Raw genomic sequence first — 21,486 nt, forward strand, 5'->3', positions numbered from 1 at the left:
ACCAAACATCTTTCTTGGTCCCGGCGCTGTCGGCTTCCATATATTTGGCACCGACACTACTCCTCCAATTGGCCTGCGTCATCAGGGTTTTGACATTTCTCTTACGGCTCATAGGCCGCGTCAATTCCCTTCGGTTCCATATTGGCGTCGCTGTCATCGATGAAATAGACCGCCACGTAGTTGCCCACGTCCCAGATTTTCTCCGACTCCAGTTCGCGCTTGAAGTAGGGCATGGCTGTACCGGTTATTCCGTTCATGATCTGGTAATAGAGGATTCCGCCGCTGACCTCCCGGTTCTTCAGGATGGTGAAGTTAAGCGGCGGCGGATAGATCCACGGCTGGGCCGGGCCCATGCCGTCACCCACCGGGCCGTGGCAGCCCAGGCAGAAATCCTGGTAGATCTTGTGGCCCCGCGCCAGACCCGCCTCGGTGGTGGGGTAAGGGTTGGGAATGTCCCGCCATCCCTGCGGAATGTGTTCATTGAGCCACTTGACATTGGCATCCGGTCCGGCTTCATAGGCCTTGATTGCCTCTGCTTTCCAGAAGCGCTGACGCTGCATGCGCCGGTCGGCAGCCTTCATGCCCAGACTCTGCACATAGCGGGTGAGTTCGTTGATTTTGGGTTCACCCAACCACCTGAAGGCCGGCATAAGCGACAGCGGACGCGTATAACGGGGATTAATGAAGTGGGCCACGTGCCAGTCGTCAGGATGTTCGCCGCCGGCCTGGGACAGGTCCGGACCGGTGCGCTGGGACCCCAGCAGGATGGGATGGTCGGCGATGTAATCGCCGGCCTGGGCAATGCGTTCGGCGCCCAGACCCCAGTCGATGGTGCGTATCGACTGGCTGTGGCAGTAGACGCAGCCGTTGGCGATAAAGAGTTTCCTTCCGGCGGCTTCCTCGGCCGTACGTGGACGGAAGATTTCCGAGGGTACGGTTTTGCTGGTATGTGCATAGGGCAGCAGGATGACCACGAACACGATGGCGGCCAGAAGCAGCAGAACCCCGGCCACCACGGCAATGGGGGTCATTTTCATGACAACTCTCCGGTCTTTCCAAACAAGGAGCGAACGATGTTATAAAATCCCAGAACCGCGCTGGAGAAAATCAACAGCCCCAGTCCGGCGCGTACGACGAAATAAACGTGGATTTCCGGCAGTACACGATAGACGGTCTCTCCGTTGAGCCAGGCGTTGCCCTGAATCAGGCCGGCAATGGTCAGCACCACGGTAAAACCCACCATACCGATCAGGATCATCCAATATTGGAAGTCCGCCAGAAAGCGACTGTATAGGGGTTTTCCGGATATTTTCGGTACCGTGTAGTAAATCCCGCCCAGGGCGATCATGCCCGCAAAGCCCAGCACGCCGATATGGGCATGGGCCACCACCCAGTTATTGAAATGGGTCACGCGCTGGACGTCGGGCAGGGCCATGAGCGAGCCCTGAATGCTGACGAAGAAATACATAATGGTGCCGGTGAAAACAAATTTGGCGCCGATGTCGGCGTGGATTTCACCCAACCGCCCTTTGGCCGTGTACCAGATGTTGATCAGAAAGGCCATGACCGGAATCACCATGGCCACACTGTCCACGATGGCCACCACCTTGAGCCAGGTGGGCACCGGCACCTGCAGCAGATGGTGCGTGCCGATGTGCGTGTAGATCACGATCAGGGACCAGAAGCCCAGCAGGGAAAGGGTGTGGCTGTAAAGGGGGGCACGGCAGGCCCTGGGGATCACGTAGTAAGCCACCGCCGCGCTGAGGGGCGTCAGCAGCAGCCCGAAGATATTGTGTCCGTAAAACCACAGCAGAATCGCATCGGGAATGCCCACCAGTGCACCGCTGTCGGGTTTCCAGATCACGTTACCCAAGGTGTAGGTGCAGGCCGTGAGGATGGTGGCGGCCAGCACGTACCAAACCGAAACGTAGAGAATCGGTTCACGGCGGTGTTTGACGGTCATGATGAAGTTGAAGAAAAGAAAGCAGAAGGCGGCCACCACCATGATATCCAGAGACCAGATCAACTCCGCGTATTCGCGCCCCTGGGTGTATCCGGCGGCCAGGCTGGCAACCACGCCGGCCAGGGCGATGTTCCATACGGCCACAGTGAATACCCCCAGCCGCTCACTGAACAGCCGGGTGCGCAACAGCCGGGGGATGAAATAAAAAGCCGCTGAAAGCAGGCCAGGGGTGACAAAACCGAACAGCACCAGGTTGACGTGGGTGGGCCGCACACGTCCGAAGACAATGCCGCCTAAATTTTCGGTGAGGTCCGGGGCTACCAGTTCCGTGGCCCCTAGCAAGCCGTAAAAGGTGGCGACAACCATCCAGAAAGTGGAGGTCAGGGCAAACCCCTTGGCAGTGGTATTGGTGGATTCAAGGGATTGATTTTCAGCGGCCAATGGTGGCTCCTTGTAATTTTTAATGATCAATGATGAACCGTGGCAGCGATTACATTCCCCGTCGCTTGTGGCCGGGTCGGCGGGCGCACCGCAAACCGGTTATCACCTTTAACTGTGGCAGGCCAGCCAGCAGTCCAGGTTGGCCTTTTTCTCCCGGTGGCAGTCGATGCAAAATCCCATCTTGAACCGCTGACCCTTCAGACGGTCCAGTTCTCGGACTTCGCCGTGGCACGATTCACATGCAACTTCTTTTTTGACATGGCGTTGATGGTTGAACAACACGTGCTCGGCCAGTTTGTACACCTTGACCCACGGTGTGGGTGTATCGCTGTTGAAATAGTCGTGTTCTTTCTGAATCTCCGGATGATTGGCGATGATGTAAGTGTGGCAGTAGAGGCACTTTTCCACCGGCGGCAGTCCCGGATGGGTGGACCGGCCCACATAAGGATGGCAGAACTGGCACTCGATGGCCTTATGACCGGCATGCAGCCGATGGCTGAAAGGGATGGGTTGTGCGGCACCGACGCGGGTGGCCGGCGATGCATAGAAAAAGAATAGAAATCCCATCACCAGCAACACGCAGGCGGCCACCCAGAACATGGGGCCTGCGTTTTGTCGGATGCGATCCAGCGTCTCTCCGGATGCGGTGATAAAACGCATGGGGCGTCCCCGGGTACCGATGAGGATGACAATCACCGCGAGGGTAAGCAGCGCAAAGGAGGTAATCAGTATTTCCATTAGGAATGCTCGGGAGTGATGGTTAAATAGGGTTTCAGACGGAATCCTGAACGGTTTCGTCCCAGGAGCGACCCTTCGAACGCAAGCGTTGTCCTTTTTCCATGTATCCTTGCCGCTGCCAATATCTTGTGATTCAGCATCGTGTGTCCTAGCCTGCCTCCACCTTCAGTCTACCCGCATGGTTATCCTGCAGCAGTTCGGGGAATTGTTGGAAATAGCCGGTGACAGCGGCGGCCAGCAGACCGAAAAAGCCCACGGCCACTGCCGCTTCCACCCAGCCAAGCGGCAGGTGGTGGGCATGGTGGTGAAATGCGGGGCCAAGGAGCAGGTAATGCTCCAGCCAGATGCCGGTCATGATCGCCAGGCAGATTACCGTCATGGCTTTGGGCATGGTTTTGATCCTGCGATTGATCAGGATCAGAAATGGCGCCACGAAACAGCCGACGAAAATGGTCCAGGCCAGTGCGCGCCAGGGAGCGGTCATGGTGCGTTCGATGATATAGGCGGTCTCCTCGGGGATGTTGCCGTACCAGATCACCACGAACTGGGCGTAGAAAAAATCGGCCCACACCAGACAGAATGCGAACAAAAGCTTGCCGATGTCGTGGAATTGGTTCTCCTCGACATGATAAGCGTTTCTGTTGCTCAGATGCAAAAGAGCGCTCAGAACGATCAAACCTCCGAAGCCGATGTAGACCGCTTTGACGAACGTATAGGCGCCGAAGAGGGTGGAATACCAATGTGGATCCGTGGCCATCACCAGATCGTATCCCACCAGGGAGAGGACCAGGGCAAAGGCCAGCAGATAGAGGATGCCGAAAATGGTCATGCGGCCGGCCGCGCGCTCTTCGTCCGGCGGATGTTGGACCCAGTGCGCCAGCAGCCAACGGCCGAAGGGGCCGGAGGCCCCCCGGGCCTTGAGGGTAAAGTAGAGCCGGTGGTACAAAAAGGCCAGACCGATCCCGTAGAGCAGGCAGAGTCCGGCAAAATCGCGACCGAACAGGAAGGGCAGGTTCAGCCACACCTCTTTGCCGTGCAGGTCTTCGTAAAGCCAGGGAAAGACGTGTTCTTGACCGATAAACAGGATAACGAACAGCAGCAGGGAGATCGGGAAAAAGGCGGCGAACGATTCGGCCACGTCGGCAAGCGGCCCACTCCAGCGGGCCTTTACCGTGTGCATGAGCGCAGAGAAGAGCACGGCACCCTGGGCGATGGCTGAGAAGAACAGGAAGTTGAGCAGGTACGCCTGCCAGGCCCTGGCCGGGTCTCCGGCAAGGGCTACCGTAATGAAAATCAGAAACCCCACGGCGGTCAGGCCGAAAAAGATCTTCATCAGCGGCAGTGGATTTGCTCGATTGTTGGCTGGTTGCCTTGGCATGCTCACCATTTCCTCATTACCGTTCGCTTACGGGTTTTATCTCGGCCCCGTTCTCCTCAAGAAAATGGGTCAGTTGGTCCTGCTCGTCGGCGCTGCAGCGGGCCAGGACACCGAAGCGATCTCCGGAAAAGCGTTCATCGTAATGCGCCTGGGTCCCAAAACGCGGCAGCCGCGCCTGGGAGATCAGGCCTAGGACATTGCCGAACACGGCGAACAGGATTGTGAATTCGAAGCCGACGATAAAAAAGGGTACCAGCGCCACCACCGGTTTGCCGCCGACGATCAATGACCAGCGGGTGGCGGTGAAGGCCGCCAGCAAAAAACCGGCGAAGAATCCGATGATGCCCCCCGCCAGGGTAAACCATCCCACCCTGCTTTTGGGTGGCTCCAGGGCGTTCTCGATGACGTGGCTGGGAATGGGGCTGTGAACCCGCTCGATGGTCCAAGGGGTTTCACGCAGTGCGTCGATGACCGATGCAGCCGTGTGTTCGCTGGAGAAAATCCCCATGATCGAAACCGTATCAGCCGGCATGGGAGGCTCCTTCATGCAGGGTTTCTTTCATCTCGGTCATGGAGACCGAGGGCATGTGCTTGACGAAGAGCACGAACAAGAAGAAAAAGAGCGAAAAGCTGCCGATCATGATGCCGAATTCAACCCAGCTCGGTGAGTACAGCCCCCATGCATGCGGTAGAAAGTCGTGGGCCACCGACCCGATGATGATCACAAAGCGCTCGTACCACATGCCCACATTGACCAGCAGCGAGATTCCAAACAGAAGGCGGATGTTGGTGCGCACCTTTTTAAAAAGCAACAGCAGCGGGATGATGGTGTTGCAGGTCACCATGATCCAGTATTCCAGGGCGTAGTCGCCGAACGCCCGCCAGCGGAAGGATTCCACCTCCACGGGATTGAGGCTGTACCAGGCGATAAAGATTTCGGTGGCGTAGGCGAATCCCACGATCAGGCCGGTGAAGACGATGGTTTTGGCGACGCTCTCCAGGACCCGGTCGGTGATGATCGCTTTGTATTTGAAGATCATGCGCAATGGAATCATCAAGGTGAGCACCATGGCCAATCCCGAATGGATGGCACCGGCTACGAAATAGGGCGCGAAGATGGTTGTGTGCCATCCGGGAACCACGCTCAGGGCGAAATCCCAGGAAACCACACTGTGCACCGAAATGACCAGCGGGGTGGCCAGGGCGGCGAAAAAAAGATAGCTGCGGGTGTAGTGGCGCCAGATCTCCCATTCACCGGTCCAGCCCAAAGCGAGCACCTTGAAGATCTTGTGCCGCACCCCGTGGGTGCGATCGCGGATGGTCGCCAGGTCTGGCAGCATGCCCGTGTACCAGAACAGACTGCTGACCGCCAGGTAGGTGGAGATGGCCACCACGTCGAACATCAGCGGTGACTGGAAGTTGGGCCACAGGGTGCGCTGGTTGGGAACCGGCAGCATGTAGTAGACCATCCAGACCCGTCCCAGGTGAATGAAGGGAAACAGGCCGGCGGTGCATACGGCAAAGACGGTCATGGTTTCGGCCGCCCGGGCGATGGGGTTGCGCCACCCGGCTCGGAACAGGTGCAGAATGGCCGAAATCAGCGTGCCCGAATGGGCGATTCCCACCCAGAAGACGAAGTTGATCAGATAGGTGCCCCAGTGCACCGGGTTGTTCTGGCCGCCGACGCCGATGCCCACCATGATCTGGTAAATCCAGCATCCCGCGCCCATGAGGATCCCGGCAAAAAGCAGGGCCACGACCACCCAGTAGCTGCGCCGGGGCGCAACCAGGGTGTCCAGTACGGTATCGTCGATACTGCGATAGGTCAGTGTCTGCTGCATATTTTCTTATCCGCTACCCATGGTTTTGCTGACAAACATTCTGGTCGCACACACAGGCTGCTGACAACCGACTCCTGAATTCATATATCCACCCACCCGAATACCTTCAGCCTGAGTTGCGGGCCTTCTCATACCTCCTGGGTCACTTTCTTAAGATAAATTACCGCCGGCTTGGTATTCAGGTACCCCATCACCTGGTAGGCCCGCGGGTCCCTGATCAGCCGGCTGACCCGACTCTTTTTGTCCATGAGGCTCCCAAAGATCAGGGCGCCGGTGGGGCAGGTCTGGGCGCAGGCCGGCACCACCTCGCCGTCGCGGATGCCTCGTTTTTCGTTCTTGGCCGTGTTGTGGGCGGCTTTGATGCGCTGGATGCAGAAGGAACACTTCTCCATCACCCCCTTGCTGCGCACGGTAACGTTGGGGTTGAGCTGCATCTGCATCGGTTCGGGCCATTGCCAGTCGAACCAGTTGAAACGCCGGACTTTATAGGGGCAGTTCTGGGCGCAGAACCGCGTACCGATGCAGCGGTTGTAGATCTGGTTGTTGAGTCCCTCCTTGGAGTGGTGGGGTGCATAGACCGGGCAGACCGCCTCGCAGGGAGCATTATCGCAGTGCTGGCACATCATGGGCAGAAATGTGATCCTGGCCATGTCTGCCGGGTCCTGGTAACGCTGGATCTGCAGCCAGGCCATCTCCCGGCCTTCCAGGATTCTCTTCTCCCCGACGATGCCGATGTTGTTCTCTGCGTAACAGGCGGCCACGCATGCACTACAGCCGATGCAGCGATCCATATCAACAACCATGGCCCAACGGTAACCCTCATGGTCGTGGGGCGGGTAGAGATCCCGCCTGGGATCATATCCCTCGGGTATCGGCGGCGTCAGCGGGAAGCTATCCATGGTCAGTCCCGGCTTCCCGTGGCCGGCTTGGCGGCCAATCTGTTCGATGGCCACGGTGGGAGCGATTTTCCGGCCAAGGGCCACCCGGCTGCCTGAGGTGATGGCCAACGGCACGGTTCGGCCGCTTTTTTCCAGGCCTGCCAGCAGCGCTGCCGAAGATGGTGCGCCTGAATCGGCATCCACGGATGGATTCATGATCGTGAGCGGATCGATCCCCTGTTCGCTGGCCCAGCGGCCGAAGGCGGTGTGCCCCTGACCGGCGGGAATCACAACGGTTCCCGGGAAAACGCCAGCGTAGGCATACACCGGTGCCTCGATTTGTCCGTTTTGGGTTCTCAGGACGACGACATCGCCGTCTTTGATGCCGGCGGCGGTCATGCTGTCCGGGTGCATCAGGGCCGGGGTCTGCCAGGCGATCTGAGTCAGGGTGTCAGGCGTTTCCATTAACCAGGGCCGGTTGGCGCCCCGGCCGTCAAAAAAGCGGATCGAGGGGGGCGCAAGGAGCACGTCACCGGCGGTTGGTTTCGGCAGCAAGGTCAGATACCGTTTCAGCGTGCCTGCAGCTTTCAGATCAGCTTTGGGCGCCCTGCCGGTGGGGTCTTGATCCGTAAACCGGCCACCTTTCTGGATCGTCTTGAGCCAGTTGATGGGGGTTTGGCTTGCCTGGCCGGCCAAAACGTTTTGGGTCACCAGTGTTTTGTAGTCAGGGGCCGGTCGTTTGTCAGTTGGTAGCAGGTTGAGAAACAGATCTCCCAATGCCGGGACCGGGGTAATCTTGCCCATGGTGGGCTGCAAGGTGGACAGGGTGGCGGTGTTGCTTTCGTAAGCGTCCCAGGTTTCCAGGGCCGCCTGCACCGGTACGATCAGATCTGCGCTGGCTGCCGTCTCGTCCATGAAATTGGCCACGGCTACCACAAAGCGGTTTTTGCTGCTCAGGGTTTTGGCGATGCGGCCGCCGCCGGGAAGGGCGAAAACGGGATTGACGTTGTTGAGCAGGACCAGTTCAATGGATTTGTCATCCATGGCATTGAACGCTTCAAGGACCGTTGACCGGCGATCGGCGATCTCCACCCGATGGCGATTGTCAAAATCGAACAGGGATAACCGGGGGTCCAGGGCCAGGTTGAGGAAAAGGCCGGCCAGCTCCGCGGCTACCGCATGCCCGCCATCGCTGCCGGCGCTTGTGCCTAAGACCAGGGGATGTTTTGCGGCAGACAACTGCCGGCCGACGGCGGCCTGGTCTGCAATGCTGACTCCTGAAATACGCGCCACCCTTTCGGGGGTGAAAGAAGCGGTCAAATCTGCCAGGGCCTCCTTGAGGCTGCGGTTTTTTTCCGGTCTGTCCCCACTGCCGGTCACCATCCGGATCAATCCCATGATTACGGCGGCCTCACAGCCGGGGCGGCAGGCGATCCAGCGGTCGGCATTGGCACCGGTAAGAGACTGGAAGGGGCTCACCTGGACGAACACGCCCTTCTTGCCATGGGTCAACCGGTGCATGGCCTTGAACTTGCGGGCATATTCCACCGGCGACAGCCAGGTCTCCAGAAAGTCGGCCCCAAACCCGACCAATACATCCGCCTGATCCATGTGCACTACGGGCAGGAGGGAACTGCCGAAGAGCTGCTGGTGGGCGAATTTGAGCGCCTCATAGGCCAGGGGTTCGAATACCACCGGTGGCGGGCAGTCAAATTGCTTCAATACTGCCGAAAAAAGTTCCAGCTGGGTCCGGCCGACGGTTTCGGTGATCATGGTGATGCGGCCGGATCCACGGCTGGCGGCCGCTGCGGCCTTTTTCCGGATCAGAGCTTCGGCTTCATGGAAAGGGATTTCTTGCCAGGCGCCTTCCGTTTTCAGCAGTGGCATGCGCAGCCGGTCGGGATTGTAGAGGCCCTGCAGGGCTGCCTGGCCGCGGATGCAAAGGGTGCCCCGGTTGACCGGGTGCAGACCATTGCCCTCCAGCTTGATGATGCGTCCCTCACGATTTTTTGCCAGCACACCGCACCCGGCCGGGCATTCGCGGCACGTGGACGCATACCATGCCTCCTTGCCCGTGACCATATCTTCGGTCGCCTGGACCATAGCGAACAGATGGTCTTCGGGTTTGCCGGAGCAGCCGCTGGCAAAGGCGACGCTGCCCATGGATGCAATCTTGAGAAATGTTCTGCGATTCATGCGTGATGCCCGTTTGTGCCAGGTTTACCATGCCACTGGCATGGAAAGCTCGGTTCAGGTACCGATCCTGTTGCCGGTGGACCGCTCATTGTTTGTGAGATTTACAACCCGCCGCAAATGGTGCGGTCTTGCTGCCGGGAACGTTGGGCGAAAAGGGTCTGAAACCAAATCAGCGCCACGATAGCAAAAGGCCGTCAGGGTTGTCAATCGTGTTGCGTGGGAGGCAAGCGCTATCGGACCGGGTTTGAAATGCAGGCGGTGCGCCCCCCCCCTTTTCCAGGAATCGGGAACACAGGGATCAGCGGGTCCGTAATCGTCGCCAATTATCCCTATTAGGCGTTTCTCAAGCTCTCCCTGCCCGGATCAGGGAGAACCGTCTATCCAGACGGCGGTGCGCAGCCGCCAGACAATGGCCGGTCCCGTAGTCAGCAGCGTAAAACCAGCCAGGGCCATCGCTATCCGCCAGGCTGCCTGGTGCATGCGTCTGGCGGCCGGATCGGCCAGGATCGGGTATCGGGAGCGGGTGATGTCGGCCAGCCAGAGGGCGGTGCTTTCCATGACCACCACGGCCATGCATCCGAAAATGAAGAATCCGGCGCCGTAGTATTCCGGCAGAAACAGGCACCAGGGACATGGGTGGGAAAGGACCTGGTAATAGTAGGCCGACCATACCTGTTTGACGGCGACCGTTGCTCCGATGGTCCAGAAGATCGCGATTCCGATCATCAAGGCACCTGGCCTGCGATGCGGAAACCGGATGATTATGGCCGCAAGGATGGCCAATGCCCCACTGCCCGCCAGGCTGCCCCAGAGGGAAATCGGACTGAACCACTCCATGGCCGCCGATCCGGATGCATCATTTAAAATCTGATCGTAGACCGCCGCACAGCAACTGACCGGGGGAACGCTTTCGACCTGCATCAGGGCCTGCCATGAGTAGAAAATGGCCAGAGTCAGAAAAGGGGCTGCGGTGAGCATCACCCGTGCCCCGGTTTGGGTCAATACCCCTTGTGGGTGTTGACAGTCCAGGCGATCCATCACGCGCCAGCCATACAGGGTGATCAGGGCACCTCCCCAGAAAATCATTGCCCGGCTGCCGTTGGTTCCCAGGGCTTGCAGGACACCGGTGCCGCACATGGCGCCGGGGACGATGTGGTGCCAGACCACGGCAACCCCCGTAAGGCCCAGAATGGCAGCAGCCGTCAGGCAGCCCAGGGACCAGTGCCCGAACAGAGCAGCTGTTTCCGCATGGCGTTCCCGCTGCAGTTGCACGATGTCAGCATCCGCCGGGGACCAGTTCTGAATGACGTTCAGGGCTCGAACGGCACCCAGCGCGTAGAGCAGTAAACCCGCGGCTGCCGCTATCCAGAATGCCCAGACCAGCGGATGCCAGATCACGGCGTGTGCTGTTGTGCGGGGTTGTGGGTCAATTTCGCGGATGCCAGGTGAAATCGGTGGTCAATTTCAGCCAATTCTCCGAGCCGCGGGTCGTGGGAGCAGATCACGACCACCGCCCCGTCTCGGGCGGCGCTGCAGAGTTGTGCGCCTATCTGCGCCGTGTGGCCCTGATCCTGAAAAGCGGTTGGTTCATCGGCCAGAATGAACCGGGGTCGGGTCACCAGTGCCCGGGCAATGGCCAGGCGCTGGCGCTGTCCGCCGGACAGGCGGTTTGCCGGGCTGTGGGCCAGGTCCGACAGGTCGGCTTCGACCAGTTGCCGGCGGACGGCGTCCTGCATCCGGGACCAGGCCATATTTCTTGGGATCAGGGGGATGAGAAGGTTTTCCCCTACGCTGATGTCCGGCAGCAGTGCCAGGTGTTGGAACACGATACCCACCTGCCGCCGCCAGGGGTCGCGGTGACGTGCCGGCCAGCGGGAAACCGCCTGGCCGTCGGCCCAGATTTCGCCTGCCGTGGGGCGCAACAAGCCGGCCAGCAGATGAATCAAGGTGCTCTTGCCGGCACCGGTCTCCCCGGTCACCAGGCTGATCGAGCCCGGGCTGAACGTCGCCTCCACCGACTCCAGGACGAGCGGGTCGTGCGTGTGTTTTCCCGGCCACCGGAAATTCAGTTGGCGGCAGGCCAGACCCTTGTTCAGTTCCATGGATCCCCCTGAAGCATGGTCCAGGGGTCGCCGGCCGCCCCCCTGACGCTGGTCAGAAAAACCGCCGCCAGATAGGGCAGAATCACGATGGCGATGATTTCCAGCATGGTCAGGATGGCCCCGGTGCGGTTGAGGGTCAAGGCCGGCAGGTGCTGGCCGCCTGTAATCCACAAGGCGGTGATGCCGGCAGCGGGTGGATAGAACACCGCTGCGCAGGCTGCTGCCAGCCCAAGAATTACAGCCGGAATACCTAAAAAAACAGCTTTTGCGACCTGCAGTCGTACAATCTCCCCGGTGGTCCACCCCATGGATTTGAGAAGACCCCAATGGGCCTGTCGGCCGGTGCTGTTCAAAATGGTGGAGGCGATGATCAACAGCAGGGCCAGCAAAGCCGGGATGGCGGCCACCAGCGCGATGCCGCCCGTTCGAACCGCGCGCGTATGCTGGCGTAGCGCGCTGGTGCTGCGGTCGGTGATGCGTACGGGCCAGGGGAAGGCAGCAGCCAGTTCAGCCTGGATGACCTTTTCTTCTTCCCGGCGGAACAGATGAATGGCCAGGTCGCTGGACTGGTCCGGCGCCAGGCCCAGCAGCCTGCGGGCATCATCCGATGTGATCCACACCAGGTCGTGGGTGGCCAGACCGGTATGGGCGCGAAAGGTATCGATGATGGTGACGGTAATGGGATTTTGGCCTTCCAGATTCAGGCGATTGCCGGATACGACATGGGCCACCCCCCGGCCTACCACGGCCTGTCCGGCTGACGGGGGCTTGATGCCGTCGAGCACGTCTTCGGGGACAACTGCGGTTGAGGCCACCACCGTAAGCGGGCCTTCGGGTCCAGCCACCACACCCCATAGACGGGGCGTCGGGTCGAGAACCCCGGGGATTGTTTTCGCGCAGGCCACCGCTTCTTCAGCGGGCAGGGGTGCCCATCCGCCGGCGTCGATGCGTCTGAGAACCAGATCCGGTGCCTGGTCCATGAGGCGCGTCCAGGTGACGTCCAGGGCCTGGCTGAACAGCAGGACCGTGGCGGTCAGAAAAATCAGACTGGCCAGGCTGGCGAAAAGGAGTATCGATCGGCCTGAATGGCCCAGAACATCCCTGGCGGCCCAGATGGCCAGGGGAAAATATCGGCTCGGCGCTATCACGGGGTGGCCTCGAGACCGGCACAGAAGCGTAAATCAACTGCCGGATGGACCGTCTCCGGGTGACGCATGGGGCTGCCGGCGGTCCACAATGCCGGTGCGGACAGGGTCAATGCGTTCATCCATGCACCTGCCGTGTGGTCATGATGAGGGCCTTGCCACCACAGACCGAGGACGGTGGCCAGCGTTGCCAACAGGCTGACGACCATGATGACGACCAGCAGTCGCCGCGCACCCCGGCACGGTGCCGGGTGCTGACAACGCGCTTCAACCGGCGGGCAAGCCATGCTGCGGGATTGGCCGTTCAATCCGATTTTAGCGCCGGCAGTTCGCGGCTGCTGATCTGTTTCCAAAGGCTGTCGTCGATCTGATCGAAGGTGAACACGGTTTTGCCGCCATGGCGGGTTTTGAAGGTGGCCACCTGTTCGGCGTTTCCGATGGCGATGATGGCCGGACCCATGGGGCCCACCACATCAGATCCGGCCACCCATGTCGCCGCGCGCGCATCAGTGGGTCGGCCGGAAAAATAGTCCCGGACCACGAGACGATCGATGGCGGACTGTTTTTGGTTTAGGTAGACCGTTGACCGCAGCCAGGCCCTGAGCAGGCATCCATTGCCGCAAAAATAGAAGGTCTCCCCGCTCTTCAGGGTCATGGCGGCGGCCGTCTGGGGATGTCGGGCGGGAAACATGGCACAGACAGGGCAGCGGTCGGCGTCGCTGAGGTTCATGCCTCCGTCGGCCGCCAGCGATTTCGCGGCCGGTGAGGGTCCACCGTCACCGGCCGCTGCAATACCGCAGATCATGAGCAGTGCAGCTGTTATGAGAAGTGTCGGCATCCATGGCCTGGGGTGTGGTGAGAAAATCAAATCGACACCTCCTTCGGATTTCATGTGGGTTCGGCTTCCAACCGTGATAAATGATAACGGGGTGGAATCGCATGACAACCAAAAACAGGGTATTAATGTAACCGGTTTTATGAGAAACTGCAAGCAGACGGTAGACGGAAATCGGAAGACAGAGCTCGGAAGACCCAAGGTGGATTTGGTAATTGGCGGTGCTGGGTTTGGGACGGATCGATGACAGCATCGGTTGATACGGCGGCGCTTTTCATGCTGGGACTGCTAGGCAGCGGCCATTGCATCGGCATGTGCGGCCCGTTGGTGGTGGCTCTGCCCGGACAGACCGGGCGGTTTACGGCCCATTTGGCCTACCATGCCGGCCGGCTGATCACTTACGGCATGATCGGCTCCCTGATGGGGGCGGCCGGCAGCGGATTGATCCGCCTGGCGTCGGCCGTCGGCGGCGATCCGCTGCTGTGGATGAGCCGGGTACAGGTGGGCATGAGCCTGTTGGCGGGGGTGCTGTTGCTTTTTATGGGCCTTTTCCGTTTGGGATTCGTCGCTGAGCCGCGATGGTTGAATGTTGCCGCGCCCACCCGCATACCCGGCTGGCGGCGTCTCATGTCCCGGACTGCCGCTCAGCGCAGCGACCTGGATCTTTTCCTCATGGGGTTGCTCCTGGGAAGCCTGCCGTGTGGGCTTTCCTATGCCGCCTTTATCAAGGCGCTGTCTGGTGCCCAGGTGGTGTCTGGAGCCCTGATGGCCGTAGTTTTCGGCCTGGGCACCTTGCCGGCGCTTTTGGCCGTGGGGGCCGGAGCGGCCTTCTTTTTGAATCGTTTCAGGCAGCAGGCGGACATTTTTGCCGGGTTGATCATGATCGGCATGGCGGCGACCCTCATGGTGAAGGCCCTGGAAATCTTCTGGACATGACCCGTGGATTGTTCAGGAAGGGCGGGAGAACGCGGTTTGGTTTTAAAAGTCTGAATCATCGGTTCGCGCCAACTGGCTGTCAGTGGTTTTATCGCTTTGGTCTGTTTCTTTGTCGGCGGCATGTTTGTGGCCCGCGTCGTTTACGGGGGAGGTGCGCGATTGAATGACATGGGAGTGGCTGGAGAAAAGGGGGTTGTGAATCCATGAAGACCATGGCTACGCAGCTTGCACTGCTGCTCCGGATTGGACAACAGCGCAGCAACACGCGCCTGCTGATCAAATTCATATTGGTGCTGCTCTTCCTTTTCGTCGTTTACAGCGTTCTGTTTCACCTGTTGATGCTTTACGAAGGTCGTCAACACTCCTGGATCACCGGGTTTTACTGGACCCTGACCACCATGTCCACCCTCGGATTCGGTGACATCACCTTCGGCAGCGATGTCGGCCGGCTTTTCTCGGTGGTGGTCCTGATCAGCGGCATTGTTTTTCTGTTGGTCATGCTGCCGTTTACCTTTATTCAGTTTTTCTATGCCCCCTGGCTGGAAGAGCAGAACAAGGCTCGCGCGCCGCGGGCGGTTCCGGAAAGCATGTCCGGCCACGTGATCCTGACCCATTTCGATGAGGTCGCCGTCAACTTGATCGAAAAGCTCAACCAATATGGGGTGCCCTATGTCATTGTGGCCCACGAACTGCAGAACGCTCTGGATGTGCACGATTTGGGGTTTCATGTGGTGGTCGGGGAGCTGGATGACCCGGAAACCTATCGGCGTCTCCGCATCGAGCATGCCGCCCTGGTGGTGGTGATGAACGACGACATCGTTGGCACCAACATCATCTATACCCTGCGTGAGACTGACGATAAGGTGACCACGGTGGTCAATGCGGACCTGGATGATTCCGTTGATATTCTGCGTCTGGCGGGCAGTACACATGTCTTCCAGTTTACCCGTATGCTGGGCAAGGCCCTGGCGCGGCGTGTGTTGGGCGTGAGTATGCGGGCCAATGTGATCGGCAGGTTCGATCAGCTGCTGATCGCCGAGGCGCCGGCCATGCGCACCTGGCTGCAGGGAAAGACCCTGGCCGAAAGCCGGCTGCGCCAGAGCACCGGTGTCACCGTGGTCGGTTTGTGGGAGCAGGGTCAATTCGTTATCCCAACGCCCCGGACGCGGATCGGCGAATCCACCGTGCTGGTCCTGGCCGGTACTGAGACGCAACTGGATCGCTTCGACCGATCCATCGCATTTGCGGATGACGAAGGGCCGAACAAGGGGCCGGTCCTCGTGCTGGGCGGTGGCCGCGTCGGCCAATCGGTGGCTGATGGTCTTGGTGCGCGCGGGATCGACTTCCGGGTGGTGGAAAAGCGGTCCGGAATCACCGCCAAGGACCCCCGCTTCATCCAGGGCAGCGCAGGCGACCTGGATATATTGGAGAAGGCGGGCATCAGGGATACGCCTTCGATCATCATTACCACCCATGACGACAACCTGAACATCTATCTGACGATCTATTGCCGCCGCCTCCGGCCCTCTGTCCAGATTATCAGCCGCGCCAGTCTGGATCGCAACATCAAAACTCTGCATCGGGCCGGCGCCAACTTGGTGATGTCATTCAGTTCGATGGTCACCACAACGATCATGAACCTGCTGCAGCCCCAAAAGATGCTGATGCTTTCCGAGGGGCTGAATGTCTTTCGGATCGGTTTGAACCCCAAGCTGGAAAACAATGCCCTGCTCAACATCCAGGTCCGTGAGAGCACCGGATGCAGCATTGTGGCCGTTAAAAGAAAAGAGGAGTTGATGATCAATCCGGACCCGGCAATTGTTCTGGAGCGCGGAGACGAGCTGGTTCTGATCGGGTCGGCCGAGTCCGAAAAAAAGTTCATCGAGAAGTATCCTGCCGCCCAATAGCAACCGGGCGGTCACTTGCCCAAGGGGGTGTTGAAAGGATTGGACCCATGGACATCACCATTGACCAGATCATGGTTTTCGCCATTCTTGCAGGGACACTGGTGCTCTTTGTCTGGGGGCGCTGGCGATATGATCTGGTCGCTGTGGCCGCCCTAGTGGTGGTGTTTATCGCGGGACTGGTCCCGGCCGAAGCGGTCTTTCTGGGATTCGGCCATCCGGCCGTCATCACCGTAGCCGCTGTGCTGGTGCTCAGCCGCGGCCTGCTCAACGCCGGCGTAGTGGACACCTTGTCGAGCCAAATGGCCCGGGTGGGCCCGCGTCCCATGGCCCAGGTGGGTACGCTGACCGGAATCGTGATTCTGTGCTCCGCTTTCATGAACAATGTGGGGGCCCTGGCGCTGCTGATGCCTGTGGCGATCTGGATGTCCCGCCAGAGTGGGCGGCCCCCCTCGCTGCTGCTCATGCCCCTGGCCTTCGGCTCCTTGCTGGGCGGTCTTCTGACTCTGATCGGCACCCCTCCCAATATAATCATCGCCCTTTACCGGTCAGAAATGGGCCTGCCCGCCTTCGGCATGTTCGATTTTTTACCCGTGGGCCTGGGTGCGGCCTTGATCGGGCTGCTTTTCATCACGCTGCTGGGCTGGCGGCTCACCCCGCGGCGCGAAGGGCAGCGTGCACCGGCGGATCTTTTCGAAATCGAGGACTACATCAGCGAGGTGATCGTTCCTGAGGGGGCTAGAGTCGTCGGCCGGACCATCTTTCATCTCACCGCCGCCATTGAAAAGGAGGACGAGGTGATCGTGGTCGGATTGATCCGGGGGGAGCGCCACATCCCGGCGCCGCCATGGTACGAGGTGATCCAGGCTGGTGATATATTGATGGTGGAGGTATCTCCCGAGGATTTGAAGGCCCTGATCGATGACGAGGGGCTTTCTCTGGCCGAGTGCAAAGGGGACTGCAAGGCTGCCCTGGGGTCCGATGATATCCGCCTCATGGAAGCCATCATCACCCCCGATTCGCCACTGCCCGGGAAAACGGCCATTAGCCTGCACCTGCGCCGCAATTTCGGGGTCAACCTGCTGGCCATCGCCCGCCGCGGCCGGCGGCTCGAACGCCGCCTGGGTTTGACGGAGTTTGTTATCGGCGACATCCTTCTGCTGCAGGGCAATGACGAAGCGCTGCAGGAGGTCCTCAAAACTTTCAAATGCCTGCCCCTGGCTGAGCGTGGGCTGCGCATCGGGCAGTCCCGCAAGGTTTTTTTGGCCCTGGGTATTTTCGTGGCCGCCATGGCTCTGTCCGCCTTGAACCTGATGCCGGTCCAAATCGCCTTCACCGCCGCAGCGGTGCTCATGGTGCTGGTGGACCTGGTACCCCTGGGTGACATTTACGAAAGCATCGATTGGCCGGTGGTCGTGCTTCTGGGCGCCATGTTTCCCCTGGGCCACGCCCTGGAAAACACCGGTGGCGCCCAGCTGATCGCCGAAAAGCTCCTGCTCTTGTCGGCCCATCTCACGCCCATGGCCACCCTGGCGGTGATCATGGTGGCTACCATGCTGCTTTCCAACGTGATCAACAACGCCGCCGCGGCAGTCTTAATGGCCCCCATCGCCATTACCCTGGCCAAAGGCATGGCGGTCTCGGTGGACCCTTTGCTGATGACCGTGGCCGTAGGCGCCTCCTGTGCCTTTCTCACCCCGGTGGGCCATCAATCCAATGCGATGGTCATGGCTCCCGGCGGCTACCGCTTCGGCGATTACTGGCGTCTGGGACTGCCCCTGTCCGTCCTGGTTACGGTGGTGGCCGTGCCGCTGATCCTCCATTTCTGGCCCATGGCGCCGACTTGACCCCAAAGTCCCTATTCGGCTAATCCCGCATGTTGAAGCATCGGCAGCAGGTGTGCCCGACTCTGCCGGCCGGCCTCTTCCGGTCGATCGGTATAAGGATAAAGCTCTAGGCTCATATCGTGCGCATACCCGCTTTGTCGAATAGCCCGGAACACCGTCGGAAAATCGATGCTTCCCAGGCCGGCGATGAGATGGTTGTGTTCGCGGGTGAAAGCGATGTCCTCGACGTGGATGTGACCGACCCATGGAAACAGCTCCTGGAAGGCGGCGGCCGGGTCTTCTCCGGCGCAGTAGAAGTGGCCGATGTCGAAATTGATGCCTGCGTAAGATGACTGGATTGTGGCCACGAATGGTTTGATCTCGGCGGTGCGCTCCATCAGCAGAGCCGGTTCCGGTTCAATGAGTATATGCACCCCCAGTTCCTCGGCGGTGGGGATCACCTGATCCAAACCCACATGAAAAAAGCGCAAGGCTTCCTGACGGGTCATGTTGGCCGGCAGGGGCCCGCCCGGCGGCACGGAAATGCTGCGGCAGCCAATGAATGCACCGATTTTCAGGCAGGCCAGGGTGTGGTCCACACGCATCTGCCGGCGAACGGCATCCGGTTCGATCCAGGACGGCAGGTAGGTGTCGCCCACCGCGAAAAGGGTGAAGCTGTTCAGGTTGGTGGGCTTCAGTCCGTTTTTCTCAAGTGAGGCCTTCACCGCTGTCAATGCGGCGCTGTCGTATTCGGGCGGGTAAAGGTGGGGCTGGTCACACATGATTTCTACACCGGCAAATCCCAGCCGGGCGATGCGGTCAAAGGAGTCCAGCAGGGAATATTTCACGAAGGCATTGGTGCTGTAACCAAAAACCACAGGATTGTTCCTTTCTTTTCAGTGTTCAATTCTTGGTTTGGCGGCCACGTTTTGTGCATTGCCCTGGGACTTCGCGGCGATGCGGGATTGGATCCGGGATGCCAGCCGATCCAGAGCGGTAAGCTGATTTTCAAAGGTCAGCGGTGGATTGTCACCCACGGGCTTTTTGAAATAGAATCCCAGGTCGGCAACGGTGCCGGCGAATCCGGCGGCTTGGAGGGCGACTGCCCAGCGGGCCAGATCCAGCGTCATGGGGGCTGCCAGGATGGAATCCCGACCCTGCAGGTTGAGGCGCAGACTCATGGGCATGCCGAAGATGCCCCTGATGTCGATGACGTCCCAGGCCTCCTTGGCGTCGCCCCGGGGCGGATAGTAGTCGATGTGCACCTTGTGGGCCGATCGGCCGTAGCGTTCACCCACCGGGTATCCGAGGATGTCGTCCAGCAGCTTTGTTTTGTTGTCTAATTTGCCGCAGGCGTGGTCTGGATCCATCAGGTTCAGCCCGTCGGCGTTGCCCAGGATGTTGAGGCTGTACCAGCCGTCCACATACAATCCGCGGGCTTTCAATGAGGAAGCCAGGACCACCTTGAAATAGGTCTGGCCGGTCTTGCCGTCGCGCCCGGCAATGGGGACCCCTTTGGCAATGGCAAGGTCTACGATGGCTGGTAATTCCACCGTGTTGGGGGTGAAGTTGACCACCGGGATGCCGGCATCGATGGCCGCGATGACATAAGCCAGGTCAGGCAGTCTGCCCGCACCGGCATCGGTGAGCAGGGGATCCATGCTTGTGTAGCGTGCCGGATCGGTGAGGTCGCAGGCCGCCGGCAGCAGATTGACCATGACGGGCCGTGCTTCCGGGTAGCGCTCGCGGCAGCGCTGGATATCCGCCCGCAGCTGGTTGATCTGGTCGCCAAGCGAGCGTACACCGTCGGGCGCATCGAACACGGTCATCTGCGCCAGGAGGGATTGGTAGGGCCGCCACACTCCTTCGGGCAAGACTCCGTGGCGGGTGATGGCAGCGGTGATTTCATCCTGGGACCGATCCCACCCGGCCACGGCGACGGCGGTGCTGTCACCCAGAAAGGGGAACTTCTCGGCGGTAGTGAGTCCGGGTAGAATCAGTGCCGGGTTAGCCTGCAGGGCGGCAACGGTCGCCGCCAGGGTGGTGCCAATGGCCCCTTTGACACCAGCTACCAGCAACAGCAACTTGGGTGTGCGATCTGACGGTCTGTCCATGGGTATCCGTATTCCTTATCGGCAGGCCCCTTGGCCGGGATTTTAAAACCGTCGTACCATAAAGGCAAGGGCGTCGAAAGTCAAGGCAGTGGGGGCACCTGGCTTTCCGGCGGATCAGGCTGCCGACAGCAGCTCACGGAAGTGCTGGATGTGCTTTTTCTCTTCGGCAATGATCTGATCCAGCTGGCTGGCGATCTTCGGGTCATCGATGAATGTCTTCAATATTTCGTAAAACGCGACGGTATCATCCTCGAAGCCGATAAAGGTGCGGATCATCTTGTCGGAGGTGTCGATGGCTTCAAAATCGACTTCCTGCAGGGAAAATGTCTGGCCCTGGACCACATCCTCCACCAGGGCCCGGCTCATCTCCGTCATCAGGTGGTGGTCCTCTCCCTGGACCAGGCGATCTTTCAAACCGGTAAACCAATGGGCATGACTTTGCTCTTCCCGGGCGATCCAGGTCAGAAGATCTTTCAGGTCTTTTTCCGGTGCATGCCGCCGGGCAGCCAGGTAAGTTTTCTCGCCGTTATTCTCAAGCCTTATGGCGATGTCTAAAATATCCTGAGCAGTAAACATGGTCGCACCTCATCGTTAGCATGAATTTCCTGCCGCCGCACGGTCGGTGCCCGCCTTGAGGGCGCGGATAGACGACTGGTACAATTTTTCTTTGCCCTTTAGCCGGTTGGCCAGGCCGGCGGTCACCTCATTCAGGCTGCAATGGAGCCCCCCGCGGCCTAAACCGCACTGCTGGGCGCAGGAAAGGGTGAATCCCAGCATGATGAGATTGACCGACCGGGGATCGCCGATCTCCCTGGCAACCCGGTCGGCATCGAGAAAAAACGTTTGGACCGTTGCCGGTACAGCCGAGGGCGGTGCGCTGTTCACAGCGGCCCATCCCCCTGGTTTGAGATAGCCGCCGTGCGGGGTCAGGTTTTCGGATTTGAGGACGATAAGGCCGTCGGCCTTACCCGGGTTGATCAACGGACTGGCAAAATTCCCCACCTTGAGATGAGAGATCACCGTGCCGCCGCGCTGGGCCATTCCGTGGGTTTCCGAGGTAAACACCGGCAAGCCTTTTTCGATGGCCGCTTCGGCCAGCAGCCGGGTGATGAACAGCACGCCCTGACCGCCTACACCGCTGATGACAATCTGATGATGGGGTTCATTTTTCATGGGATTTCTCTAAGTG

At 59.8% G+C, this 21,486-nt stretch carries 19 protein-coding genes; 3 read left to right on the top strand and 16 right to left on the bottom strand.

Annotated features, from left to right (window positions below; all coding sequences use genetic code 11):
* Positions 1-101 precede the first annotated feature (101 nt).
* The 12 genes from R6V78_RS14305 to R6V78_RS14360 form a co-directional block, all read right to left on the bottom strand.
* Positions 102-1,037, bottom strand: a complete 936-nt coding sequence (locus tag R6V78_RS14305) for a cbb3-type cytochrome c oxidase subunit II (RefSeq protein ID WP_410290048.1) — start codon at positions 1,035-1,037, stop codon at positions 102-104.
* The gene (locus tag R6V78_RS14310; protein WP_410290049.1) at positions 1,034-2,404 is read right to left on the bottom strand and encodes a cbb3-type cytochrome c oxidase subunit I; all 1,371 of its coding nucleotides are present in this window, start codon (positions 2,402-2,404) and stop codon (positions 1,034-1,036) included. The genes R6V78_RS14305 and R6V78_RS14310 overlap by 4 nt, the downstream gene beginning before the upstream one ends.
* A gap of 108 nt (positions 2,405-2,512) precedes the next feature.
* Positions 2,513-3,142, bottom strand: coding sequence for a cytochrome c3 family protein (locus R6V78_RS14315; protein WP_410290050.1), 630 nt, complete (start codon positions 3,140-3,142; stop codon positions 2,513-2,515).
* Positions 3,143-3,290: 148 nt separating this feature from the next.
* The gene (locus R6V78_RS14320; RefSeq protein ID WP_410290051.1) at positions 3,291-4,520 is read right to left on the bottom strand and encodes a hypothetical protein; all 1,230 of its coding nucleotides are present in this window, start codon (positions 4,518-4,520) and stop codon (positions 3,291-3,293) included.
* A gap of 16 nt (positions 4,521-4,536) precedes the next feature.
* Positions 4,537-5,052 carry a DUF3341 domain-containing protein gene (locus tag R6V78_RS14325; RefSeq protein WP_410290052.1) on the bottom strand — a complete coding sequence of 172 codons (516 nt, stop codon included), beginning with the start codon at positions 5,050-5,052 and terminating at the stop codon, positions 4,537-4,539.
* A complete protein-coding gene (nrfD, locus tag R6V78_RS14330) occupies positions 5,042-6,361 on the bottom strand; it encodes an NrfD/PsrC family molybdoenzyme membrane anchor subunit (protein WP_410290053.1) in 1,320 nt (439 codons plus the stop codon). Before nrfD ends, R6V78_RS14325 begins: the two co-directional genes overlap by 11 nt.
* Before the next feature lie 128 nt (positions 6,362-6,489).
* Complete coding sequence (locus R6V78_RS14335) at positions 6,490-9,435, bottom strand: 4Fe-4S dicluster domain-containing protein (protein WP_410290054.1); 2,946 nt, start codon at positions 9,433-9,435, stop codon at positions 6,490-6,492.
* Positions 9,436-9,798: 363 nt separating this feature from the next.
* The gene (locus R6V78_RS14340; protein ID WP_410290055.1) at positions 9,799-10,833 is read right to left on the bottom strand and encodes a hypothetical protein; all 1,035 of its coding nucleotides are present in this window, start codon (positions 10,831-10,833) and stop codon (positions 9,799-9,801) included.
* The gene (locus R6V78_RS14345) at positions 10,830-11,537 is read right to left on the bottom strand and encodes an ABC transporter ATP-binding protein (protein ID WP_410290056.1); all 708 of its coding nucleotides are present in this window, start codon (positions 11,535-11,537) and stop codon (positions 10,830-10,832) included. The genes R6V78_RS14340 and R6V78_RS14345 overlap by 4 nt, the downstream gene beginning before the upstream one ends.
* Positions 11,528-12,685: a hypothetical protein gene (locus tag R6V78_RS14350; RefSeq protein ID WP_410290057.1), complete on the bottom strand. Its 1,158-nt coding sequence runs from the start codon at positions 12,683-12,685 to the stop codon at positions 11,528-11,530. The genes R6V78_RS14345 and R6V78_RS14350 overlap by 10 nt, the downstream gene beginning before the upstream one ends.
* Positions 12,682-12,990, bottom strand: a complete 309-nt coding sequence (locus R6V78_RS14355; RefSeq protein ID WP_410290058.1) for a hypothetical protein — start codon at positions 12,988-12,990, stop codon at positions 12,682-12,684. Before R6V78_RS14355 ends, R6V78_RS14350 begins: the two co-directional genes overlap by 4 nt.
* Positions 12,987-13,574 carry a nitrous oxide reductase accessory protein NosL gene (locus tag R6V78_RS14360; protein ID WP_410290059.1) on the bottom strand — a complete coding sequence of 196 codons (588 nt, stop codon included), beginning with the start codon at positions 13,572-13,574 and terminating at the stop codon, positions 12,987-12,989. Before R6V78_RS14360 ends, R6V78_RS14355 begins: the two co-directional genes overlap by 4 nt.
* A gap of 186 nt (positions 13,575-13,760) precedes the next feature.
* Between R6V78_RS14360 and R6V78_RS14365 the strand changes: the two genes are divergently transcribed.
* The 3 genes from R6V78_RS14365 to R6V78_RS14375 all read left to right on the top strand — a co-directional run bounded on the left by R6V78_RS14365 (position 13,761) and on the right by R6V78_RS14375 (position 18,204).
* Complete coding sequence (locus tag R6V78_RS14365; protein ID WP_410290060.1) at positions 13,761-14,453, top strand: sulfite exporter TauE/SafE family protein; 693 nt, start codon at positions 13,761-13,763, stop codon at positions 14,451-14,453.
* Between the two features lie 203 nt (positions 14,454-14,656).
* The gene (locus R6V78_RS14370; RefSeq protein ID WP_410290061.1) at positions 14,657-16,360 is read left to right on the top strand and encodes a potassium channel family protein; all 1,704 of its coding nucleotides are present in this window, start codon (positions 14,657-14,659) and stop codon (positions 16,358-16,360) included.
* A complete protein-coding gene (locus R6V78_RS14375) occupies positions 16,357-18,204 on the top strand; it encodes an SLC13 family permease (protein ID WP_410290072.1) in 1,848 nt (615 codons plus the stop codon). The genes R6V78_RS14370 and R6V78_RS14375 overlap by 4 nt, the downstream gene beginning before the upstream one ends.
* An 11-nt stretch (positions 18,205-18,215) precedes the next feature.
* Here the strand turns inward: R6V78_RS14375 and R6V78_RS14380 are convergent, their stop codons facing one another.
* The 4 genes from R6V78_RS14380 to R6V78_RS14395 form a co-directional block, all read right to left on the bottom strand.
* Positions 18,216-19,061, bottom strand: coding sequence for a sugar phosphate isomerase/epimerase family protein (locus R6V78_RS14380; protein ID WP_410290062.1), 846 nt, complete (start codon positions 19,059-19,061; stop codon positions 18,216-18,218).
* An 18-nt stretch (positions 19,062-19,079) separates the two neighbouring features.
* A complete protein-coding gene (locus R6V78_RS14385; RefSeq protein WP_410290063.1) occupies positions 19,080-20,297 on the bottom strand; it encodes an inositol-3-phosphate synthase in 1,218 nt (405 codons plus the stop codon).
* Between the two features lie 114 nt (positions 20,298-20,411).
* Entirely contained in the window at positions 20,412-20,873 is a 462-nt protein-coding gene (locus R6V78_RS14390; protein ID WP_410290064.1) for a ferritin-like domain-containing protein, read from the bottom strand.
* A 15-nt stretch (positions 20,874-20,888) separates the two neighbouring features.
* Complete coding sequence (locus tag R6V78_RS14395; protein WP_410290065.1) at positions 20,889-21,470, bottom strand: 2-oxoacid:acceptor oxidoreductase family protein; 582 nt, start codon at positions 21,468-21,470, stop codon at positions 20,889-20,891.
* Positions 21,471-21,486: the final 16 nt, after the last annotated feature.

It is taken from the genome of Desulfosarcina sp. (genome assembly GCF_046496365.1).
Lineage (GTDB): Bacteria > Desulfobacterota > Desulfobacteria > Desulfobacterales > Desulfosarcinaceae > Desulfosarcina.